Origin of the sequence: Streptomyces sp. NPDC048479 (assembly GCF_040651435.1) — a bacterium.
GTDB lineage: Bacteria > Actinomycetota > Actinomycetes > Streptomycetales > Streptomycetaceae > Streptomyces.
Map to the genome: position 1 here is coordinate 116,724 of NZ_JBEZKA010000010.1, position 18,936 is coordinate 135,659.

Annotated in this window: 18 protein-coding genes and 2 tRNA genes; 14 read left to right on the forward strand and 6 right to left on the reverse strand. The window is 69.2% G+C overall.

Annotation, left to right across the window (positions count from 1 at the left end; genetic code table 11):
* Positions 1-232: 232 nt before the first annotated feature.
* Together AB0D12_RS17860 and AB0D12_RS17865 are read right to left on the reverse strand one after the other, a co-directional pair.
* A complete protein-coding gene (locus AB0D12_RS17860; protein ID WP_362683094.1) occupies positions 233-1,444 on the reverse strand; it encodes an enolase C-terminal domain-like protein in 1,212 nt (403 codons plus the stop codon).
* Complete coding sequence (locus AB0D12_RS17865) at positions 1,444-2,490, reverse strand: LacI family DNA-binding transcriptional regulator (RefSeq protein WP_362683436.1); 1,047 nt, start codon at positions 2,488-2,490, stop codon at positions 1,444-1,446. The genes AB0D12_RS17860 and AB0D12_RS17865 overlap by 1 nt, the downstream gene beginning before the upstream one ends.
* Positions 2,491-2,678: 188 nt before the next feature.
* Between AB0D12_RS17865 and AB0D12_RS17870 the strand changes: the two genes are divergently transcribed.
* From AB0D12_RS17870 to AB0D12_RS17900, 7 genes are all read left to right on the forward strand, one after another.
* Entirely contained in the window at positions 2,679-3,542 is an 864-nt protein-coding gene (locus AB0D12_RS17870; RefSeq protein ID WP_362683097.1) for an ABC transporter permease, read from the forward strand.
* 35 nt (positions 3,543-3,577) lie between these two features.
* Positions 3,578-4,597 (forward strand): ABC transporter substrate-binding protein, encoded by a 1,020-nt coding sequence (locus AB0D12_RS17875; protein WP_362683100.1) that lies wholly within the window; start codon positions 3,578-3,580, stop codon positions 4,595-4,597.
* 2 nt (positions 4,598-4,599) lie between these two features.
* The gene (locus AB0D12_RS17880; RefSeq protein ID WP_362683439.1) at positions 4,600-5,430 is read left to right on the forward strand and encodes an ABC transporter ATP-binding protein; all 831 of its coding nucleotides are present in this window, start codon (positions 4,600-4,602) and stop codon (positions 5,428-5,430) included.
* Between the two features lie 56 nt (positions 5,431-5,486).
* Complete coding sequence (locus AB0D12_RS17885) at positions 5,487-5,648, forward strand: hypothetical protein (protein ID WP_362683103.1); 162 nt, start codon at positions 5,487-5,489, stop codon at positions 5,646-5,648.
* A 121-nt stretch (positions 5,649-5,769) separates the two neighbouring features.
* The gene (locus tag AB0D12_RS17890) at positions 5,770-6,138 is read left to right on the forward strand and encodes an MmcQ/YjbR family DNA-binding protein (protein WP_362683106.1); all 369 of its coding nucleotides are present in this window, start codon (positions 5,770-5,772) and stop codon (positions 6,136-6,138) included.
* Between the two features lie 550 nt (positions 6,139-6,688).
* A tRNA-Pro gene (locus AB0D12_RS17895) sits at positions 6,689-6,762 on the forward strand.
* 414 nt (positions 6,763-7,176) lie between these two features.
* Positions 7,177-7,356: a hypothetical protein gene (locus tag AB0D12_RS17900; RefSeq protein ID WP_362683109.1), complete on the forward strand. Its 180-nt coding sequence runs from the start codon at positions 7,177-7,179 to the stop codon at positions 7,354-7,356.
* Between the two features lie 38 nt (positions 7,357-7,394).
* Here the strand turns inward: AB0D12_RS17900 and AB0D12_RS17905 are convergent, their stop codons facing one another.
* Positions 7,395-9,815, reverse strand: coding sequence for a hypothetical protein (locus AB0D12_RS17905; protein WP_362683112.1), 2,421 nt, complete (start codon positions 9,813-9,815; stop codon positions 7,395-7,397).
* Between the two features lie 222 nt (positions 9,816-10,037).
* Between AB0D12_RS17905 and AB0D12_RS17910 the strand changes: the two genes are divergently transcribed.
* Both AB0D12_RS17910 and AB0D12_RS17915 read left to right on the forward strand, forming a co-directional pair.
* A complete protein-coding gene (locus AB0D12_RS17910) occupies positions 10,038-11,261 on the forward strand; it encodes a cytochrome P450 (RefSeq protein WP_362683115.1) in 1,224 nt (407 codons plus the stop codon).
* A gap of 154 nt (positions 11,262-11,415) precedes the next feature.
* On the forward strand, positions 11,416-12,189 hold the full coding sequence (locus AB0D12_RS17915) for a cobalt-precorrin-6A reductase (RefSeq protein ID WP_362683118.1): 774 nt from the start codon (positions 11,416-11,418) through the stop codon (positions 12,187-12,189).
* A gap of 37 nt (positions 12,190-12,226) precedes the next feature.
* Here the strand turns inward: AB0D12_RS17915 and cobF are convergent, their stop codons facing one another.
* On the reverse strand, positions 12,227-12,982 hold the full coding sequence (cobF, locus tag AB0D12_RS17920; RefSeq protein ID WP_362683121.1) for a precorrin-6A synthase (deacetylating): 756 nt from the start codon (positions 12,980-12,982) through the stop codon (positions 12,227-12,229).
* Between the two features lie 72 nt (positions 12,983-13,054).
* On the opposite strand from cobF, the gene AB0D12_RS17925 reads away from it, so the two are divergent.
* The 3 genes from AB0D12_RS17925 to AB0D12_RS17935 are packed head-to-tail and all read left to right on the forward strand — an operon-like array spanning position 13,055 to position 15,845.
* A complete protein-coding gene (locus AB0D12_RS17925; RefSeq protein WP_362683124.1) occupies positions 13,055-13,780 on the forward strand; it encodes a (Fe-S)-binding protein in 726 nt (241 codons plus the stop codon).
* Positions 13,777-15,195 carry a LutB/LldF family L-lactate oxidation iron-sulfur protein gene (locus tag AB0D12_RS17930; RefSeq protein WP_362683127.1) on the forward strand — a complete coding sequence of 473 codons (1,419 nt, stop codon included), beginning with the start codon at positions 13,777-13,779 and terminating at the stop codon, positions 15,193-15,195. The genes AB0D12_RS17925 and AB0D12_RS17930 overlap by 4 nt, the downstream gene beginning before the upstream one ends.
* The gene (locus tag AB0D12_RS17935) at positions 15,192-15,845 is read left to right on the forward strand and encodes an LUD domain-containing protein (RefSeq protein ID WP_362683130.1); all 654 of its coding nucleotides are present in this window, start codon (positions 15,192-15,194) and stop codon (positions 15,843-15,845) included. Before AB0D12_RS17930 ends, AB0D12_RS17935 begins: the two co-directional genes overlap by 4 nt.
* On the opposite strand, the gene AB0D12_RS17940 is transcribed toward AB0D12_RS17935, so the two are convergent.
* On the reverse strand, positions 15,834-16,307 hold the full coding sequence (locus AB0D12_RS17940; RefSeq protein ID WP_362683133.1) for a DUF309 domain-containing protein: 474 nt from the start codon (positions 16,305-16,307) through the stop codon (positions 15,834-15,836). The genes AB0D12_RS17935 and AB0D12_RS17940 overlap by 12 nt on opposite strands.
* A gap of 52 nt (positions 16,308-16,359) precedes the next feature.
* Positions 16,360-17,784, reverse strand: a complete 1,425-nt coding sequence (locus AB0D12_RS17945) for an MFS transporter (RefSeq protein ID WP_362683136.1) — start codon at positions 17,782-17,784, stop codon at positions 16,360-16,362.
* Between the two features lie 107 nt (positions 17,785-17,891).
* Here AB0D12_RS17945 and AB0D12_RS17950 point away from each other — a divergent pair, with 107 nt between their 5' ends.
* Together AB0D12_RS17950 and AB0D12_RS17955 are read left to right on the forward strand one after the other, a co-directional pair.
* Positions 17,892-18,407 (forward strand): helix-turn-helix domain-containing protein, encoded by a 516-nt coding sequence (locus AB0D12_RS17950; protein WP_362683139.1) that lies wholly within the window; start codon positions 17,892-17,894, stop codon positions 18,405-18,407.
* A gap of 154 nt (positions 18,408-18,561) precedes the next feature.
* A tRNA-Pro gene (locus AB0D12_RS17955) sits at positions 18,562-18,635 on the forward strand.
* The last annotated feature ends 301 nt before the right edge of the window (positions 18,636-18,936 follow it).

Sequence of the window (18,936 nt, forward strand, 5' to 3'; positions counted from 1 at the left end):
AAGGTTTCGTGGGCATATGGCACTGAGGGACAAAGAGCCTCCTCAGACATGCGCAGTAGTGACATCCAGGAACACCAGCAGAACCGATACGGCGCAGACCTGGACCGAAAAGAACGCACTCCGGCCCGGCAGACCAGCGGGGGACCGGCGGTCTGAGGTGCACATCCGGCGCTCGGAGCACGCCGGGGGTGCCAGCGGCGCGCGCCCCAGCGCGTACAACAGCCGGGCGCCGTCACGCCCGGTGCTCCAGTACGTCGACGGCCAACGCACGCACCACCGACTCGTCCACCTCGACCCCCAGCCCCCGTGAATCCGGCACCTGAGCCACTCCCTTCTCCACCCGCACCGTCTCAGTCGCGTACGGGGAGTCGATGAACTGACGGCCGTTGAGATCGACCGGAGTGTTGATCCCGTACGCGGCGAAGAGGTGCAGCGACGCGGCAAGTCCCAGATCCGAGTCGGTGAGCCCCGACCCCATCAGCCGCACCCCGCAGTCCTCCGCGAGCGAGCACAGCCGCCGTGACAGCGTGAGACCGCCACTGCGCTGCACCTTGGCGATCGCCACATCCACCGCCTCCAGCCGGACGAACGTCGCAAGATCGGTGGGGTGCCGCAGACTCTCGTCGAGCGCCACCGGCACCGGGGAGTGCTCACGCAGCCGCCGCAGACCCGCGATGTCATTGGCCGGCAGCGGCTGCTCGAAGGCGCTGATCCCGATGGCGTCCAGCCGCCGCGCCATACGCAGTGCCGCGTCCACGGTGTACGCCTGGTTGGCGTCCACCCAGACCGGCGCAGTCGGCGCGTGCGCGCGCACCGCGGCCACCACTGCCGCGTCGGTGTCCTCGTCATGCAGCCCGATCTTGACCTTGAACGCCCGGTACCCGGCGTCCGAGCCCTCCGCCACACTGTCGCCGGCCTCGGCCGGCGACTGTCCCGAGACGATCCAGCCCAGCTCGATCGTCTCGGACCTGCGCTGCCCCCAGAGCACGCCCAGCGGCACCCCTGCGGCCCGCCCCAGCAGATCGTGCAGTGCCACGTCCACCGCGCTCTTGGCGAGAGGCGCACCGATGGTGAAGCCGCGGTTGACGGCCCGGTCGAAGGCGCTGTCCACGGCGTCCAGGTTCCAGGCGGGCCTGCCGACGATCGCCGGCGCGAGATAGCGGTCGACGGTGGTGACGATGGATTCGGCGGTCTCGTAGGTCCAGGCGGGGATCGGCGTCGCTTCGCCCCAGCCGTGCACCCCGTCGGCGCTCACCTTCACCAGTACCCGCAGGGACGGCTGCCCGGCGACGGCGACCGCGCCGCCCGACACGCCGAAGGAGCGGCGGGTGGGCAGTGCGACGGCGAAGGTCTCGACGCGCTCGATCTTCACCGACGGGTTCAACGCCGGCGCCGCCTGTGGGGCCGGGTGCATGGCCGTCTGCGGAGCCGTGTGCGGGGCCATCAACGGGTCCTTTCCGTAGGGGAGTCGGGCGGTGGTGATGGCGGTGCGACGCTCGCGCGCAGGACGACCTCTCCGCCGGCCCGCAGCACCCGCGACCGCGGACCGCGCGGTTCGCGCAGGGCGAGGGCCATGACCTCCTGGCCCATGGCGGTGAGCGGCAGCGCGACGGTGGTGAGCGGCGGGGACAGTTCTCGTACGAGAGGGATGTCGTCGAAGCCCGCGAGGGAGACGTCCCCGGGTACCCGTACGCCCTCCTCCCGGAATGCCGCCAGCGCCCCCACGGCCATCACATCGGTGACGGCGAAGACGCAGGTGGGCCGGGTGGAGCGGGCGAGGAGTTCGCGGGCCGCCGCGTACCCGCCGTCGCGGGTGAAGGCACCGAGTACGACCCGCTCCGGCGCGAGCGCGATCCCCGCCTCCGCGAGACCCTCCCGGAACCCGGCCAGCCGGTCGGAGACGGTGGTCAGCGCGGGCGGGCCGCTCAGCACCGCGAACTCCCGGTGTCCCAGGTCCAGCAGCGCGCGCGCCAGCGCCGCCGCCCCGGCCCGGTTCTCGGGCAGGACGGCGTCCACCCGCAGGCTGCGGTGCCTGCTGACGACCGCGACGCGGCCGCCCGCGCGGACATACGGTTCCAGCTCCCCCGCCAGCGCCCGCTCCCACTCCCGGTCCTGGAAGCCCGAGCCGATCAGCAGGATGGCGCGAGCGCGCTGGGCGCGCAGCGTGGAGACGTACGCGATCTCCCGCGCCGGTTCGCGGAAAGTACTGGCGAGCATGACGAGGAGGTCCTGCTCCGCTGCCGCCCGCATCACACCGCCCGCGATGGCGGCGAAGTACGGGTCGCCGACCTCGTGGCAGATGAGGCCCACGATGTTGTTGGAGGCGCTGGCGAGCGCCTGGGCATGGGCATTGGGAATGTAGCCGAGCAGATCGGCGGCCGCGCGTACGCGCCGGCGCAGATCCTCCCGGACCCGGGTGGTGCCGTTGAGGGCCCGCGACGCGGTGGCCAGGGAAACGCCGGCTCTGCGCGCGACGACGTCCAGCGTCACATGGACAGGTGTTGCTTGCCGTTCACTCACTGCACCCCCCGAAACTTCGGGACGACCTATTGACCGTGCGTACAGGCAGTCATTAGCGTGGCGACACCTTATCAGAAAGCGCTTTCTGAAAGCGTTTTCCAGACAGTACAGCCCCAGACAGCGCCTCTTAACCGCTCCGGAGTCCAGAGGAGTTGACCGTGAGCCAGAGCGCCACCGAGGCAGCACCCGTAAAAGTGGCGGGAGTTGCACAGCGGAACAAGCCGGGAGCGGGGGAGCGGGCCGTCCGTGCACTCGAGCAGAGCTGGCGGCCCGTCGCGCTGCTGCTGGTCTGCTTCGGTGCGTGGTGGGTGATTGCCGCGGCCGAACTGGTCGAGCCCTATCTCGTCCCCTCACCCGGCGCGACGCTCGACGTGCTGACCGGGAAGACCGACTACATCTGGCAGCACAGCTGGGTGACCACCTACGAGACGCTGCTGGGCCTTGTGATCGCCGTCGGTGTCGGCGTGCTCGCAGCAGTGATCATGGTCTACTCGTCCACCGTCGAGAAGACTCTCTACCCGATCCTGCTCTTCGCCCAGGTCGTGCCCAAGATCGCCATCGCGCCGCTGTTCGTCGTCTGGCTCGGTTTCGGGATCGCGCCGAAGATCCTCATCGCCGTCCTCATCGCCTTCTTCCCGGTTGTCATCTCGATGGTGACCGGACTCAAGGCGGTCGATCCGGAGATGCTCCAGCTGTCGTCGACGATGGGCGCGCGCCCTTGGCAGACCTTCGTCAAGATTCGCTTCCCGGCCTCGCTGCCGCATCTCTTCTCCGGCCTCAAGGTCGCCGTCACGCTCGCCGTGACCGGCGCCGTCGTCGGTGAGTTCGTCGGCGCGAACGAAGGACTCGGCTATGTGATCCTCCAGGCCAACGGAAACCTCGACACCCCGATGCTCTTCGCGGGACTGCTCGTGATGTCACTGATCGGCGTGGTCCTCTTCGCCTTCGTCGAGATCGCCGAGAAGCTCCTCCTTCCGTGGCACGCGGGCCGCCGGGACGGAAGCGTCACCACCACCTACTAGCCCGGCACGACCCACGCCGACGAGAAGGACCAGCCATGACTGCGCGCAGACTGATGATCGGCCTCGTTCCGCTGCTCCTGGTCGCCACGGCCTGTGGTGAGGACGGCTCGGACAAGACCACCAGCGACTCCGGCAAGGAGCTCGACAAGGTGACGCTGACGCTCAACTGGTATCCGTACGGCGAGCATGCGCCGTTCTACTACGGCAAGCAGCAGAAGATATTCGAGAAGTACGGCATCGATCTCAATATCCGAGCGGGACAGGGCTCCCAGAAGACGGTGCAGGCGACAGGCGCCGGTCAGACCGACTTCGGCTGGGCCGACACGCCCGCCGTACTCTCCGGCGTCGACTCCGGCGTCAAGGTGAAGAGTCTCGGCGTCTTTCTGCAGACCACACCCTCGTCCGTGCAGTTCTTCGAGTCGAAGGGCATCACGACGCCCGCCGACCTGAAGGGCAGGACCATCGCGGGTACCGCGGGCGACGCACTCTCCAAGACCTTCCCGATCTTCCTGAAGAAGAACAAGCTCAAGGAGTCGGACGTCAAGGTCCAGAACACAGACCCGGCGGGCAAGATCGCCGCGGTGATCTCCGGCAAGACGGACGGGCTGCTCGGATACGCCAGCGACCAGGGCCCGACCATGCAGAACAAGGCAAAGAAGCAGGTGGCGTATCTGCGCTTCTCGGAGAACGGACTCAACTTCTACTCCAACGGTCTCATCACCGGTCAGAGGTTCCTCGCCGCCAAGAAGGATGTCGCGGCGCGCATGGTGAAGGCGGTCAGCGAGTCCTTCGCCGCCGCCGAGAAGGCGCCGGTCCCGGCCGTCGCCGCGATGCAGGGCGCGAGCCAGCAACTCCCGCCCAAGGAAGTCCTGTCCGAGCAGTTCAAGACCACCGTGACGTTGCTGCACACCCGGGCGACGCAGGGCAAGGCCCCCGGAATCAACACCGACGCCGACTGGCAGCAGACCATCGACGTGTTCGCCGAGGCGGGTCTCGTCAAGAGCCCCAAGTCCGTGGCGGAGTACTGGGACAGCGCCACCGCACTGAAGGGATGACGATGGCCGAAGACTCGACGGTGCGGGAGCCGGTGGTGATCACCAAGGAGAGCCAGGAGCCCACGGCGGCGGTCTGCCTTGAGGACGTCGCCGTACGGTTCCGTACCAAGAACCGGGACGTCACCGCGCTCAGCTGGGTCTCCCTCGATGTCGCGGTGGGCGAGTTCGTTGCCATCGTCGGCCCGTCGGGCTGCGGCAAGTCGACGCTGCTCAAGCTGGTCGTCGGTTTGCTGAAGCCGTCGGCGGGCGACGTACGGCTGAATGGCGAGCGGGTGCGGGGGCCGCGGCACGACATCGGTTACGTATTCCAGCGCGCGGCTCTGCTGGAGTGGCGGTCCGCGCGGCGCAACATCCTTCTGCAGGCGGAGATGCGGAAGATGCCGGGCGACATGGCTCGCAGGCGCGCGGACGAACTGATCGCGATGACCGGGCTCGGCGGCTTCGAGGACGCCTATCCGCATGAGCTCTCCGGCGGAATGCAGCAGCGGGTGGCGCTGTGCCGAGCGCTGCTGCACGAGCCGCCGGTGCTGCTGATGGACGAGCCGTTCGGCGCGCTCGACGCGCTCACCCGTGAGCAGATGAACATGGAGCTCAACCGCATCTGGCGGGAGACCGGCACCACCGTGCTGCTGGTCACCCACTCCATCTCCGAGGCGTGCTATCTCGCCGACCGGGTGGTGGTGATGAGCCCGCGACCCGGCACCGTCACCGAGATCATCGACGTGGGACTGCCGGCCGACCGCGACTACACCGAGACGATGGGGCGGCCGGAGTTCCGCGCGGCCACCAGCCATATCCGGGGTCTGCTCGGCGCGGCGTCCGCACAGGACTAGGGCGGGTTTGAGAACTCCCGCCTGCCCCGCGACCCCTGGCACGCACACTCGCGTTGTTGTCGGAGTCGCCCAAGTACGTCCAGTACGTTCTCGCCCTCGACCACCTGGTGGTCCAGGCCGTGATGGTGGAAGAGCAGCGGACCGAGGCCGGACGCGCGGGCGGCGAGCCCGGCCTTGTTGAACTTCCGTGCCGCCTCCCGGAATCCGGCCTGATGTAGAAAGCGCTTTCTGAATACGTCGCACAGCGTAGGTTCCCGCTATACAGGGGGTCAATGGGTCGGAAGGGCCCTGTGCGGCAACGGCGGGGCCAGTGTCAGTGCCGCGTCGTACCGTCTTCGCATGGCCACTGCTGACGATGTACGCAGGCTCGCGCTCTCCCTCCCCGGCGCGATGGAGAAGCTCGCTTGGGGCATGCCCACGTTCCGCCTGGAGAGCGGCGGCAAGATCTTCGCCTCGCTCGATGACGACGACAAGGCGATGGGTGTGAAGTGCCCCAAGGGGGACCGGGAAGGGCTGATCGCCTCCGAGCCCGAGAAGTTCTTCATACGCGCGGGGCACGACGACAACTACGCCTGGCTGCGGGTGCGGTTGGCGGCCGTGGAGGACGATGAGGAGTTGTATGCGATCCTGCTCGACTCCTGGCGTCAGGCCGCACCCCGCAGACTGGTCGACACCCACCCCGAGCTGGGGCAGGCGCCGACGAGCTAGCCGCTTCCGGATACCCGCGTTGATCACCCGGTCCGGTTGCCGGCGCTCCGCTCCGTCGAAAGCCGTCCCTGCTGATCTCGGACGGCACGAGAGTCAACCGTGGATCTTGGTCCGGTAGTCGCGATGTCGTCGGGGCGAACCGGTCGCGCAGGGTGTCCATGATCAAAATCCCTCGTCTTCCAGGCGAGGGCGTTCCTGGGCTCGACGCGGGCGACGACGGCTCGGGGCCGCCCCGGATGCGGCGCGGTGGAGGCGGCGTAGAGGCCCTCGAGGTTCCGGCCGGCCTCTTCGGCCGCAGTCCGAGGTTCCCGCGGTCGGCGGCAGCCCGTGTCCGAGCGGCCGCTGCCGATCTCGGCGGGCGGGAACCGGCAGCCGGCGGGGTGATGGCCGGGCGGGGAGTCGTACGCGCCGAAGCCGGGCGGCTACTCCTGTGGGAAATGGTCGAGGTCAAGCGCGCTCAGAGGTGGAAACGGGTTCGTGACCACCGGTCGAAGTGCGGTATTGTTCTCATGCGCGTGCGGCCCGGGGAAACCCCAGGTCAGACGGGCACCGGGACGTGGCGCAGCTTGGTAGCGCACTTGACTGGGGGTCAAGGGGTCGCAGGTTCAAATCCTGTCGTCCCGACTCTGCTTATCGCAGGTCGGAGGCCGTTCTCTCATCTATGAGAGGGCGGCCTTTCGTGTGTTCGGGGGCGTGGTGGTCGCCATGTGGTCGCCCGGCCGGTCTGCGGATCGTCGGCGCCGGGGCAGAAGCCGTGCGGGGTGGGGGAGTGGAGCCGCCCGAGAGCTTCGCGGAGCTGCTGGATGTGGTCTCGCGATGGTCCCAGCCGCTCCCTCCGGGCCCGTCGGTCGTCTCGCTTCTCGGCCAGGGTAAGGGTGTGGTCGACGGCTTCGCGGGCGGCTCCGGTCGTTGGCATCGGCAACCGACTGGCGCGCTGGATCGAGTACCTGTGGTCGAAATCGGGGCGTTGTCCGCAGTTCCTGAATCCCCAGGTCAAGGGCGGAATGCAGGATCGTCCCACCGGGGCATGCGGCGTTCATGGGGGTCTACTCAACCGAGGGTGCGCTGTTTCCCGGGATGGATGTGCGGTTGGAGCAGGTCACCATGACCGCGGGACTGCTCCTGATCGAGGTGGCGGTGTGCGGTCCAACCGCCACGCTGCCCCGGCTGCCGGGCTCGCGCTCGGCGGGCTTCACGGCTTCGCTGCGCGGCCAGTGAGCGCCCGAGGCGGTGCTGCGGCCTACGCCGCAGCCGAGTCAGCGGACGCGACGCCGGCGCACCCTCCGCCGCAGCACGAAGAACCCGGCGAGCAGCGCCACCGCCGGCAGCCATCGGATCGCCTCGGACGCGACATCCCCTGCCGACACTTCCCCGCCGTCCGAGTCGTCGGCTTCCTTGCCCGCGTCGGCATGCGTACCTGCGTCGGCCTCCGTAGCCGCGTCCGCCGCCGGCGCGCCTCCGCCGAGCCACACCTGCCCCTGTCCGGTGTCCGTCACGGGCTGTGCCAGCGACCGGCTCACGTCCCGGGTCAGCGTGGGCCAGCGCTCCTTCATCCGGTCGGCCGACATCGAGGTGTAGCGGACGGAGGTGAAGTCGACGCCCCCGTAGATGTACGTCTTCGTGTATTCGGTGTTGCCCTCACGGGTGCGGTGCGTCACCTTGAACTCGCCCTTGGTGTACGAGCGTACGTACTGGTCGAAGGTGTCATGCGGCGTCCACTTCTTCTGCGTGGTGTACGCGCTGATGTCACCCTTGTCGATCATCTCTCCGTACGCCGTCTTCTTGCGCACGCTCAGTTTGCGGTACCACTCGGCCGCGACTCGGCTGAGATACACACGCCGCAGCTCGGCGTACTCGGGGGCGGTGTTCACCGCCTTGACCACCTTGGGCAGGATCAGTCGCCGGAACACCGCCTCGTTGTGCTCCTGCACCGAGGCAGACTGCTTCGGGCACGACACCGCCGCGTTGCCGCCGCGCGACTTCAGATACTGCGTCTCCATCTGCACATCCAACGGCGCGTCGAGGATGTGCAGTTCATCCCCCTCCTCGTGCACCGTCGCCGGCGTCGGCACGATCCACGTACGGAACGACATGCAGTCGCCCGACAGTGACCCCCAGTACTCCGCGCCGAGTTTCGTGTCCGGGTGGATGAACGTGCCGGTTGTCTTCTTCAGCAGCAGATCCGCCTGCAGCAACACCCGTCCCGCGTCGGTCCGGCCGAGCCGGGAGTCGACGATGCGGTCGGGCTCATTGGGGTTGAGGTTGACCCAGAATGTCGACGGCTCCAACTCCAGCCAGGTGAAGAAGGCCTCGGACGACTCCCTGGCGCCGGTCAACCCCGTCGATCCGCTTCCCTTGCCCGATGCCGTCAAGGGAGCCTTGAACGCATAGCGCAGACCACCGCCGTCCGACCCGGGATCGGCGAGGTAGCGCAGCTCAAGGCGGGAGAAGTCGATGCCGCCGGGCGCCTGGGGCAGCATGGTCAGGCCCCGCACCAGACCGCCCCTGGCCTGCTCGTCTGCGTCACCGCAGTCGGCGGTCCGCCGCGCGGAGAAGGCCGCGAGCCGGACATGGGAGGCGGCGCCCGGGAGTCCGAGGCTTTGTGCCTGCGGCGTCGGGCAGTCCGTCCGAGCGGCGACGAACACGGACTTGGCCGCGGCGTCGGCCTTGCGCGCCTTGTCGATGTCCTTGCGCAGATTGCCGCTGGCCGTGGCAGCCCGGACACTCTCGATGTCCTTGTAACGGTTCACGATCTGCTGCCTGCGGGCCTCCGCGGCCTTCCGGCGGCCGGCCACCTTCTCCATCTCCCTCTTGATCACCTTCCTCTCGTTCGCGCGCTGTCCGGCAGGCAGCTTGGCCGCCTTCTCCGCCCGCTCGACGAGCCGCTTCTGACTGTTCGTGAATTTTCCAAGTTCGATGTCGGCCTTCTTCAGCTCGGCATCCCGCAGGGCCCGCTCCTTTCGGCTCAGGCCGTATTCCTGCGTGTGGTAGACCGGAGTCCCGTCCTCGATGACCTCTTCGTCGCACTCCTCGCACGGACCCCGATCGGTGTACCAGGACAGCGGGTTCAGGGCCGCCTTGCCGGTCCTGTTCTGCTGCAGCACGTTCTTGATCAGCTTCTCGGAGTGCAGGCCCGTCTTCTTCCGTCCCTCCCGCACGCCGGGAAAGCTCATCGCCCGCACCATCAGCAGGTTCTTCACGCCCTGCGCGCGCAATTCCCCATAGTCCTCGGGCCGCAGATAGCGCTTCCAATCCTCCAGGGGCACCAGCTTGAAGTCGTACGCCGGGGCCTCCTCCGGCCGCCCCGTGCCCAGCAGGTCCTCGAGTTCATCGTCGGTGCGCCCGCGCGGATCGACCAGGGCGGCGGCCACGTTGGCGAACTCGCTGTAGCCGTTGGCGAATTGGCGCTTCTCGCGAATGTACGCGCCCCTGTACTCGGTGCCCAGCCGGTCGCGGAAGTCGAAGCCCTCCTGGCTGAACTGATCCGCGTAGTACGGGACAAGGCCCCCTTTGCCCCCCTCGGCCGTCGACCGCGCCGCAGCCTGAGCGGTGGGAACGAGATCACATCCGGGTCCGATCAGGGGAGTTGCCGCGAACGCTGCCAGGCAGAAGGCGGTCGTCCACCGCCGCCACCCCGACGCCCGCGTCCAGGACCGTACTCCAGTGATCCCGCGCATGATCGAGTGCACCCCCGTTGTGCGTCTGTCGGCCACCGGAGACCGTAGACCGGCCATCCGCCTTTGGTACAGGGCCCATTACGCCAATGTGCGCTCTGCGGACAGTGCCCCTTCCCGATGCGGCGGGGCTCGGGCACCATGGCCGGACGTGCCGCGGCCGAACAACCGGACGACCGGTGCGCCCACAGTGCAGGAACCTTCCTTCCGCCCCGGAGGCGCCGCGTGGCGAGCAAAGATCACGCCAGGCTCGACGAGCTGCAACGCGATCCCTACCCGCTCTACGCGCAGGCGCGCCGGGCCGAGGGCCTGACCTTCGTTCCCGAACTGGATGCCTGGCTCGTCGCGCGCGACACGGACGTACGGGAAGTGCTGCGGCGGCCCGAGGAGTTCTCGTCGGTGCGCGCGCTGCTCCCCGACGTCATGCCCTCGCCGGCCGCGCTGGAGGTGCTGGCCAAGGGCTACGGAAAGCGCCCCACCGTCGTCTCCACCGACGGCCCCGCCCATCAGCGCCACCGGGCCCCGCTCAACAGCGGACTGTCCGCCGGCCGGATCGCCGCGCTGGTGCCGTACGCCGCCGAGCGCGCCGAGGCGCTGGTCGACGGCTTCGCGCCGGACGGCGGAGCCGAGCTGATGGAGGCGTATGCGCGACAGCTGCCCGGTCAGGTGATCGGGCGGCTGCTCGGGCTCGACCCGGCGGATGTGCCGGCCGCGGTGCACAGCGGCTACCGCGCCGAAGAGCTGCTGTTCCGACCGCTGGACCCGGACGAGCAGGTCCGGGCCGCCGAAGACGTTGTCGCGCTGCAGAAGCTTCTCGACACGTACATACGGGACCGGCGGAAGAGCCCGCGCGACGACCTCTGCTCGGCGATGGTCGCCGCGCTCGCGCCCGGCAGCGGCGATCTCACCCTCGACCAGCGCCACGAGCTGGTGTCGAACCTCCAGAACTTCCTGATCGCCGGGCATCTCACGACCACCGCACTCATCGGTACGACGCTGCTCCATCTGCTGAGCGACCGACGGCAGTGGGAACTGATCTGCGCCGACCCGGCGTTGATACCGGCAGCCGTGGAGGAGGCCGCGCGGTACGACACCGCGGTCCAGGGCTTCAGACGGACCACCACCCGGGCCGTGACGATTGCGGGCACTGAACTCCCCGCCGGGGCAACGGTGTTCGTGGCCTACGGATCGGCCAACCGCGACGAGGACCGTTACGAGCGGCCCGAGGTCTTCGACATCATGCGGCCGGTCTCCCGGCAGCATGTGGCCTTCGGCCACGGGACCCACGGCTGCCCCGGCTCCCAGCTCGCCCGTGAGCAGCTCCGGCTGACCATCGGGCTGTTCGCCCGCAGGCTGCCCGGTCTGCGGATCGACGAGGACCGCCTGCCGATCGTGATGCGGCCCACCCTGATCCATCGCTCGCCCGAAGCGCTCCATCTGGCCTGGTGACCTGATCCGTTTCGGGCAGAGTGTGCCGGCCCCCTGGGCGTGGGGCGACGTGTGACATGGCACTAACACCTCGGGTCATGACCGCGCGTGCCGTGTCCTCGTCCCAGGCCGGGCGAGTGCGTACGCGATCCACGGGCGAAGTAGCCTCGGTCCCATGCCCGGCACGCACATCCTGATCCTCGGCGGCACGGCCGAAGCCCGACAGCTCGCCGCCGAGCTGACCGGGCGCGGCGGCCTCCGTGTCACCACCTCGCTCGCCGGTCGGGTGGCACAGCCCCGGATGCCCGCCGGAGAGGTACGCATCGGCGGTTTCGGCGGCCCGGAAGGTCTCGCCGACTGGCTGCGCGAGCACCGCGTCCATGCCGTCGTCGACGCCACGCACCCGTTCGCCTCCGTCATCAGCGCCAACGCCGCGCAGGCCGCGGCAGCCGTCGGTATCCCGCTCTGCGCGCTGCGGCGGCCCGGCTGGAGCGCGGGCCCCGGGGACCACTGGCATTCGGCCGTCTCGCTCGTCGACGCCGCCGCGCAGCTGCCCGCGCTGGGTCGGCGCGTCTTCCTCACCACCGGACGTCTCGGCCTCGCCGCCTTCGCAGGCCTCGATCAACTGCACTTTCTCGTACGGTCGGTGGAGCCGCCCGAGCCGCCGCTGCCCCGCCACTCCCGCGTCCTGCTGGACCGCGGGCCGTTCAGCCTCGAGGGCGAACGGGAGCTGCTCCGTACGCACGACATCGACGTCCTGGTGACGAAGGACAGCGGCGGGCCCGCCACCGCCGCCAAGCTCACCGCCGCGCGCGAGCTGGGCATGCCCGTGGTGGTGGTCCGCCGTCCGCCCGCGCCGCCCGGGGTGCCCCTCGCGCCGGACGTGGCGGGCGTACTCGAACTGCTCGGACAGCTCGAACTGCTCGGACAGCTCGGACGGCTCGGATAGTTCCGACCGCTCCGACCACTCCGACCGCTCGGACCCCTCAGCCGCGGCGCAGCAGATAGGTGTCCATGATCCAGCCCTTGCGGGCGCGCGCCTCGGCCCTCAGCGCCTCGATCCGGTCGGAGACCTCCGCCAGCCGCCCCGACACCAGGATCTCGTCCTCGGTGCCCACATAGGCGCCCCAGTAGATGAACAGGTCCTGGTCGAGATGGCGGGTGAAGGCCTGCCGGGCGTCGAGCATCACGACCACATCGTCGACGCCGTCCGGCCAGCCTTCGGCGAGCCGCCGGCCCGTGGTGATCTGCACGGGACGTGCGACCCGGTTGAGACCGGTGCGGTGTCTGGCCAGCAGCGCCGAGACACTGCTGATACCGGGAACGACCTCATGGTCGAACGCGACCGCGCCCCGTTCGAGGATTTCCTCCAGGATGCCGAGGGTGGAGTCGTACAGCGCCGGATCGCCCCAGACGAGGAACGCCCCGCACTCGTCCACGCCCAGCTCGTCGGCGATGAACCGCTCATAGAGGTCGGCCCGGCGGCGGCGCCAGTCGTCGACCGCGGGGGAGTAGTCCGATGTTTTCCGGTCCCGCTCCGGATCGCGTGCCTCGATCAGCCGGTACGAAGGGTCCTCGATGTGCGCGTCCAGAATGTCGTGCCGCAGTCGCGTCAGATCCGACTTCTCCTCGCCCTTGTCGAGGATGAAGAACGCATCCGCCTTGTTCAGCGCCTTGACCGCCTGCAGCGTCAGATGGTCGGGGTCGCCCGCCCCGATGCCGATCACATAGATCTTTCTCACCCTGTCGAGTCTGCCGCATCCGGCGGTTCGTGGGACCTACCGGGGCCGCCGATAGCGGCATATCCTCCGACCATGCGTGTCGCACTCTTCGTCACCTGCGTCAATGACGCGTTCTATCCGGCCACGGGCATCGCGACGGTGAGACTCCTGGAGCGGCTGGGGGTGGAGGTGGACTTTCCGGCCGCGCAGACCTGCTGCGGACAGCCGCAGTTCAACACCGGCTACCGGCGCGAGACCGAGCCCCTGATAAGGCGGACGACGCGGGCCTTCGAGGGGTACGAGTACGTCGTGACGCCGTCAGGATCGTGCGCGGCGATGGTGCGTGACCACTACCCGAAGTTCGGTGAGACCTCGCTCCCCTCCCGTACATACGAACTCACCGAGTTCCTCGTCGATGTCCTCGGCGTCACCGATGTCGGCGCCTACTTCCCGCACACCGTCACCTACCACCCCTCCTGCCACGGTCTTCGGATGCTCCATCTCGGTGAACGGCCGCGGAAGCTCCTCGACGCGGTGAAGGGCCTGGAGCTGCGCGAACTGCCCGGCGCCGAGGAGTGCTGCGGCTTCGGCGGGACCTTCGCCGTCAAGAACGCCGAGGTCTCCGCCGTCATGGGCCGGGACAAGGTCCGCAATGCCGTCTCCACCGGAGCCGATGTGCTGTGCGGAGCCGACAACTCCTGTCTGATGCACATCGGCGGCATCCTGCGCCGCGAGGCTGTGCCCATGAAAGGCGTGCCAATGCGCGCCCTGCACATCGCGGACATCCTCGCCAGCACCGAAGAGGAGCCCTACGTATGAGCGGCACGTATCTCGGGATGCCGTCCTTCCCCGAGGCGGCCAAGGAAGCCGTGCACAATGTGACGCTGCGCGCCAATCTGCGGCACGCCACCCACACCATCCGCGACAAGCGGGCCCTGGCGGTGGCGGAGCTCGCCGACTGGGCGGAGCTGCGCGAGGCCGGCAAGCAGATCAAGAACCACACACTCCGCTATCTCGACCGCTATCTGGAGCAGTTGGAGACGGCGGTCACCGAGGCCGGCGGAACCGTGCACTGGGCGGCCGACGCGGCGGAGGCCAACCGGATCGTCGCCGGTCTGGTGAAGGCGACCGGCGAGCGCGAGGTCGTCAAGGTCAAGTCGATGGCCACACAGGAGATCGGCCTCAACGAAGCCCTGGAGGCCGAAGGTATCTCGGCCTACGAGACCGACCTCGCCGAACTCATCGTGCAGCTCGGCGACGACCGGCCCTCGCACATCCTGGTGCCGGCCATCCACCGCAACCGTGGCGAGATCCGCGACATCTTCCAGGAGCGAATGGGCAGTTGGGGACGGCCCGCCCCCGACGGCCTCTCCGACAACCCCACCGAGCTCGCCGAGGCGGCACGCCTCCACCTCCGCGAGAAGTTCCTGCGGGCGAAGGTCGGTATCTCCGGTGCCAACTTCATGGTCGCCGAGACCGGCACGCTCGTGGTCTTCGAGTCCGAGGGCAACGGCCGGATGTGCCTGACCCTCCCCGAGACGCTGATCTCGGTGGTCGGTATCGAGAAGGTGGTGCCGAGCTGGCGTGATCTGGAGGTCTTCCTGCAGACGCTGCCGCGCTCATCGACCGCCGAGCGCATGAACCCGTACACCTCCATGTGGACCGGCACCGCTGACGCCGACGGACCGCAGAGCTTCCATCTGGTCCTCCTCGACAACGGCCGCACCAACGCCCTCGCCGACGAGGTCGGCCGCCAGGCGCTGCGCTGCATCCGCTGCTCCGCCTGCCTCAATGTCTGCCCGGTGTACGAGCGGGCCGGCGGGCATGCGTACGGCTCGGTCTACCCCGGCCCGATCGGCGCCATCCTCAGCCCCCAACTGCGGGGCATCCAGAGCGAGATCGACGCTTCTCTGCCGTACGCGTCCTCCCTCTGCGGGGCCTGCTACGAGGTGTGCCCGGTCGCCATCGACATCCCCGAAGTTCTCGTCCACCTCCGCGAGAAGGTCGCGGACCAGGGAGGCAAGGGCCACCGCCTGGAGAAGGCCGCGATCAAGGCCGCAGGCTGGGTCCTCGACCATCCCGCCGCGCTCGCCGCCGGGGAACGCGCCGCGTCCAGGACCCGAAGGCTGCACCCGAAGAAACTGCCGGGCGCAGGGGCCTGGACCGCCGGCCGTGAACTGCCCGAGCTGCCCGCCGAATCCTTCCGTGACTGGTGGAAGAAGAACCGCACATGAGCGCCGGACCCCACTCCCGTACGAGCTCCCGCGACCGCATCCTCACCCGAGTACGCAGCGCTGTCGCCGCCGCGCCCGAGGCCCCCGAGCCGACCCGCGACTACCTCGCCACCCACACACCCGACGACCCTGCCGCGGTCCTCGACCTCCTCCACGAGAACCTCGCGGACTACCGGGCCGTCGTCCACCGCACGACCGCGGACGAACTGCCGTTGCTGCTCATGCGGCTGCTCGCGGACCGCGGCTCCGCGACTGTGCTCGTACCGCCCGGACTGCCGCCCGAGTGGCTTTCCGCCGCCGACGCGACCCGAATCCACGACCGTTCGGTCTCCACCGCGCAGGAACTCGACGCCGTCGACAGTGTCGTCACAGGATGCGCGCTCGCCATCGCCGAGACCGGCACGATCGTGCTGGACGCCGGTCCCGGACAGGGCCGTCGGCGCATCACGCTCATCCCCGACCACCACATCTGTGTCGTACGTGTCCCGGACCAGGTCGTGGCGTCCGTACCGCAGGCGATGCCCCTCCTCGACCCGACCCGCCCGCTGACCTGGATCTCAGGACCCTCCGCGACCAGCGACATCGAACTCGACCGGGTCGAGGGCGTCCACGGCCCGCGCACCCTCGAGGTCGTCCTTCTACAGGGCTGAGGTCAGCCGGGGCGCCTCGACGCCCGCGTCCACCGGTCCTTGGACGCGGGCCGAGAGTTCACGCGCCCAGGCGGTCAGCCCGGTCACATCGATGCCGTACGGGTCGCGAAAGCCGGCGATCCGGTCCGCGCCTCTGAGTAGCAGCCGCGCGCCGCCCGCCGTATTGCCCCGGGCGGCGTGCGTGAGCCCCACCGCCAGCTGCGCGAGCCCCCGCCACAGCTCACGCTCGGCCTCGGGACCGGACTTCCAGGCGTCCTCGAAGACCTCGTGCGCATGGAACGGCATGCCCGCGTCGAGCAGCCGCTGTGCCTCCGTCAGCGTCTCACCGGGCGTACGCACCACACCCTCGGGCTGCCGTTCCACCCCCGGTGTTCTGTACGGGAGCGGGCGTCCCAGCCCGTCGCGAGGACGTGCGTTGCGTGCGCGCCCCTCGATGTCGCGGTCCCTCCGTGCCTTGTCCACACCTCAATTGTCCACTGTGGTCCGACAGGCGCCCGCCGTCAGCCGCCCGCTGTCAGCTGTCAGCGTCAGTCTTCGCCGCAGGCCGTGAGTGCGGCAGGAGCAGGCAGCACGCGGCCACCGCGGCCACTGTCGCCACCAGAGTGAAGATCCAGCCGTGGCGGAAGGCGTCCACCGCCGCCGCACCGTGCGGCTTGCCGAGCACGGCGACGAGCCCCGCGACACCCACCACACTGCCGGTCTGGCGTGCCATGGTCACCACGCCCGAGCCGGTGGCGAAGTTCGCCGGAGGAACCGTGGTGACCGCCGCGCCCACCAGCGTGGGCAGTGTGAAGCACACGCCGACGCCGGTCAGCACCATGCCGGGCAGCAGTCCCATCACATAGTCGTGCTCCTTGACGCTCAGGGCCGCGATCCACCAGAAGAGGCCGATCGCGAACAGCCCGCTGCCGGTCGCGGCCACGACGGCCGCGCCGAAGCGCTGCACCAGCAGGCCCGCGTACTTTGACAGAAGCGGCACCATGACGGGACCGGGGCTGATCGCCAGACCGGTCTGCAGCGCGGACCAGTGCCATACGTTCTGGCACCAGAGCGCCGCCGAGAGCAGCATTGCGGCGAAGGCCGCCGCGAACAGCAGATTCGCGAGCAGGGCAGGGCCCATGGCAGGCGTCCGCAGCAGCTGCAGCGGCAGGACCGGCACCGGGTGCTTCGCCGAGCGCCGGACGAACAGCGCGAGCAGCACGCCCCCCGCCAGCAGCGTGATCGCCGGCGAACCCGAAGTCCAGCCCCAGTCCGGGGCCTTGACCAGCCCGAGTGCGACCGCGCCGATTCCGGCGGTCAGAAGTGCCGCGCCGAGCAGATCGCTGCGGCCGCTCTCCGTACGGCGTGCGGTGGGCGCGATCGCGCTCCGGCCGACGATGACGGTGGCGATACCGACCGGAACGTTGATCAGGAAGATCCAGCGCCAATCGGCCTGGGCGAGCGCGCCGCCGACCACCGGGCCGAGCGCGGCGGCCAGCCCGCCCAGCGCCGCCCAGTTGCGTACGGCGGAGCCGCGCTGCTCCGGCGGGGCGGCGGCCAGAAGGATGCCGAGCGAGGCCGGGATGAGCAGCGCCGCACCTGCCGATTGCGCGACGCGAGCGGCCACGAGCAGCCAGACGCTCGGCGCGAGCGCGCACAGCACCGAGGCCACGGTGAAGACGGAGACACCGAGCAGATACGCGCGGCGCGGTCCGTTGCGGTCCGCGAAGCTGCCGGCGGGGACGAGCAGCGCGGCGAAGACCACGGCGTACGCGTTGAGCACCCAGGACACGGAGGACAGCGAAGCTTCGTGGAAGTGGCCGCTGATGTGGGGGAGCGCCACGTTCACGACGAAGAGGTCGAGGTTGGACATCGCCACGCCGGCGGCAACGACGGCGAAGACGAGACGGAAGCGCGAACTCGCCGCCGTGTCCTCGACGGGTGAGGCCTGCTGGACCATGATTCGTCACTCATTTCCGGCCGACTCGCGCCATGGTTTGGATATCAAACTAACTGTTCGGGACGCGATGCTAGAGGCAGTGAGTTGGATGTGGCAACCTAGTGACCATGAAGGCACGCACCAAGGAGGACGGCACGCTTCCCGCCCCGGCCCTGGACTCGCGCGGCAGGCCGTGTTCGATCGCGGCGTCGCTGCAGGTCGTCGGTGAAAAGTGGGCGCTGCTGGCCGTCAGGGAGATCAGTCTCGGCAATCACCGGTTCGCCGCGATCGCCCGTAACACCGGCGCTCCCCGCGATGTACTCACCGTGCGGCTGCGCCACCTGGAGTCCGTCGGCGTCCTCGTCCGGCGGCCGTACAGTGAGCATCCTCCGCGCTTCGAATACCACCTCACCGAGGCGGGCCGGGACCTGCTGGTCGTGCTGACCACGCTGCGCGCATGGGGTGACAGGTGGCTCGTCGACGAGCCGCCGGCGGTCTTCAGTCACTCCTGCGGCGAGGAGCTGGAGATGGTCCACAGCTGCCGCCACTGCGGAGGAGAGGTCGTCCCTGAGGATGTGCGGCTGGATGTGCGTGCCCCCGGCTGGAACGTGCGTGGGCCGGTCGAGACGTCGGCCGCGGGGTAACCCGCCGAACCCCGATCACTTGAGTCACGGTGTGAGGCTCTCGCCGTCGGGGCCGCCGCGGGGCATATGACCGCAGGCCGGACGTCCAACGGCCCCGCGAAGTGGGGTAATGTTCTCTTGCGCGCTCGGCCGGAAATCCGGAAGAAGCGCGCACCGGGACGTGGCGCAGCTTGGTAGCGCACTTGACTGGGGGTCAAGGGGTCGCAGGTTCAAATCCTGTCGTCCCGACTTTTCGAAGTCGCAGATCAGAGGCCGTATCGAAGAGATTCGATACGGCCTCTGATCGTTTTACGGACCAGCTGCGGGCAGTGTTCCCGCCCGCTCGGTGGCGAAGGCGAGCTGGTGCCCGGCGACGTACTCGCACTCGCGCCCTGACGCAACGGCACCAACAATGCGTGATCCACACCACATCCAACCGCTGCCCCGTGATGTTTCGTCAGCGCGGTGCGCTGGGTATCTCAGGCCGCCCATGTGACGGGTGCGCCGCAGGTGAACTTTCTGGAGAGGTGGGGCACTTGAGCCCGCGTAC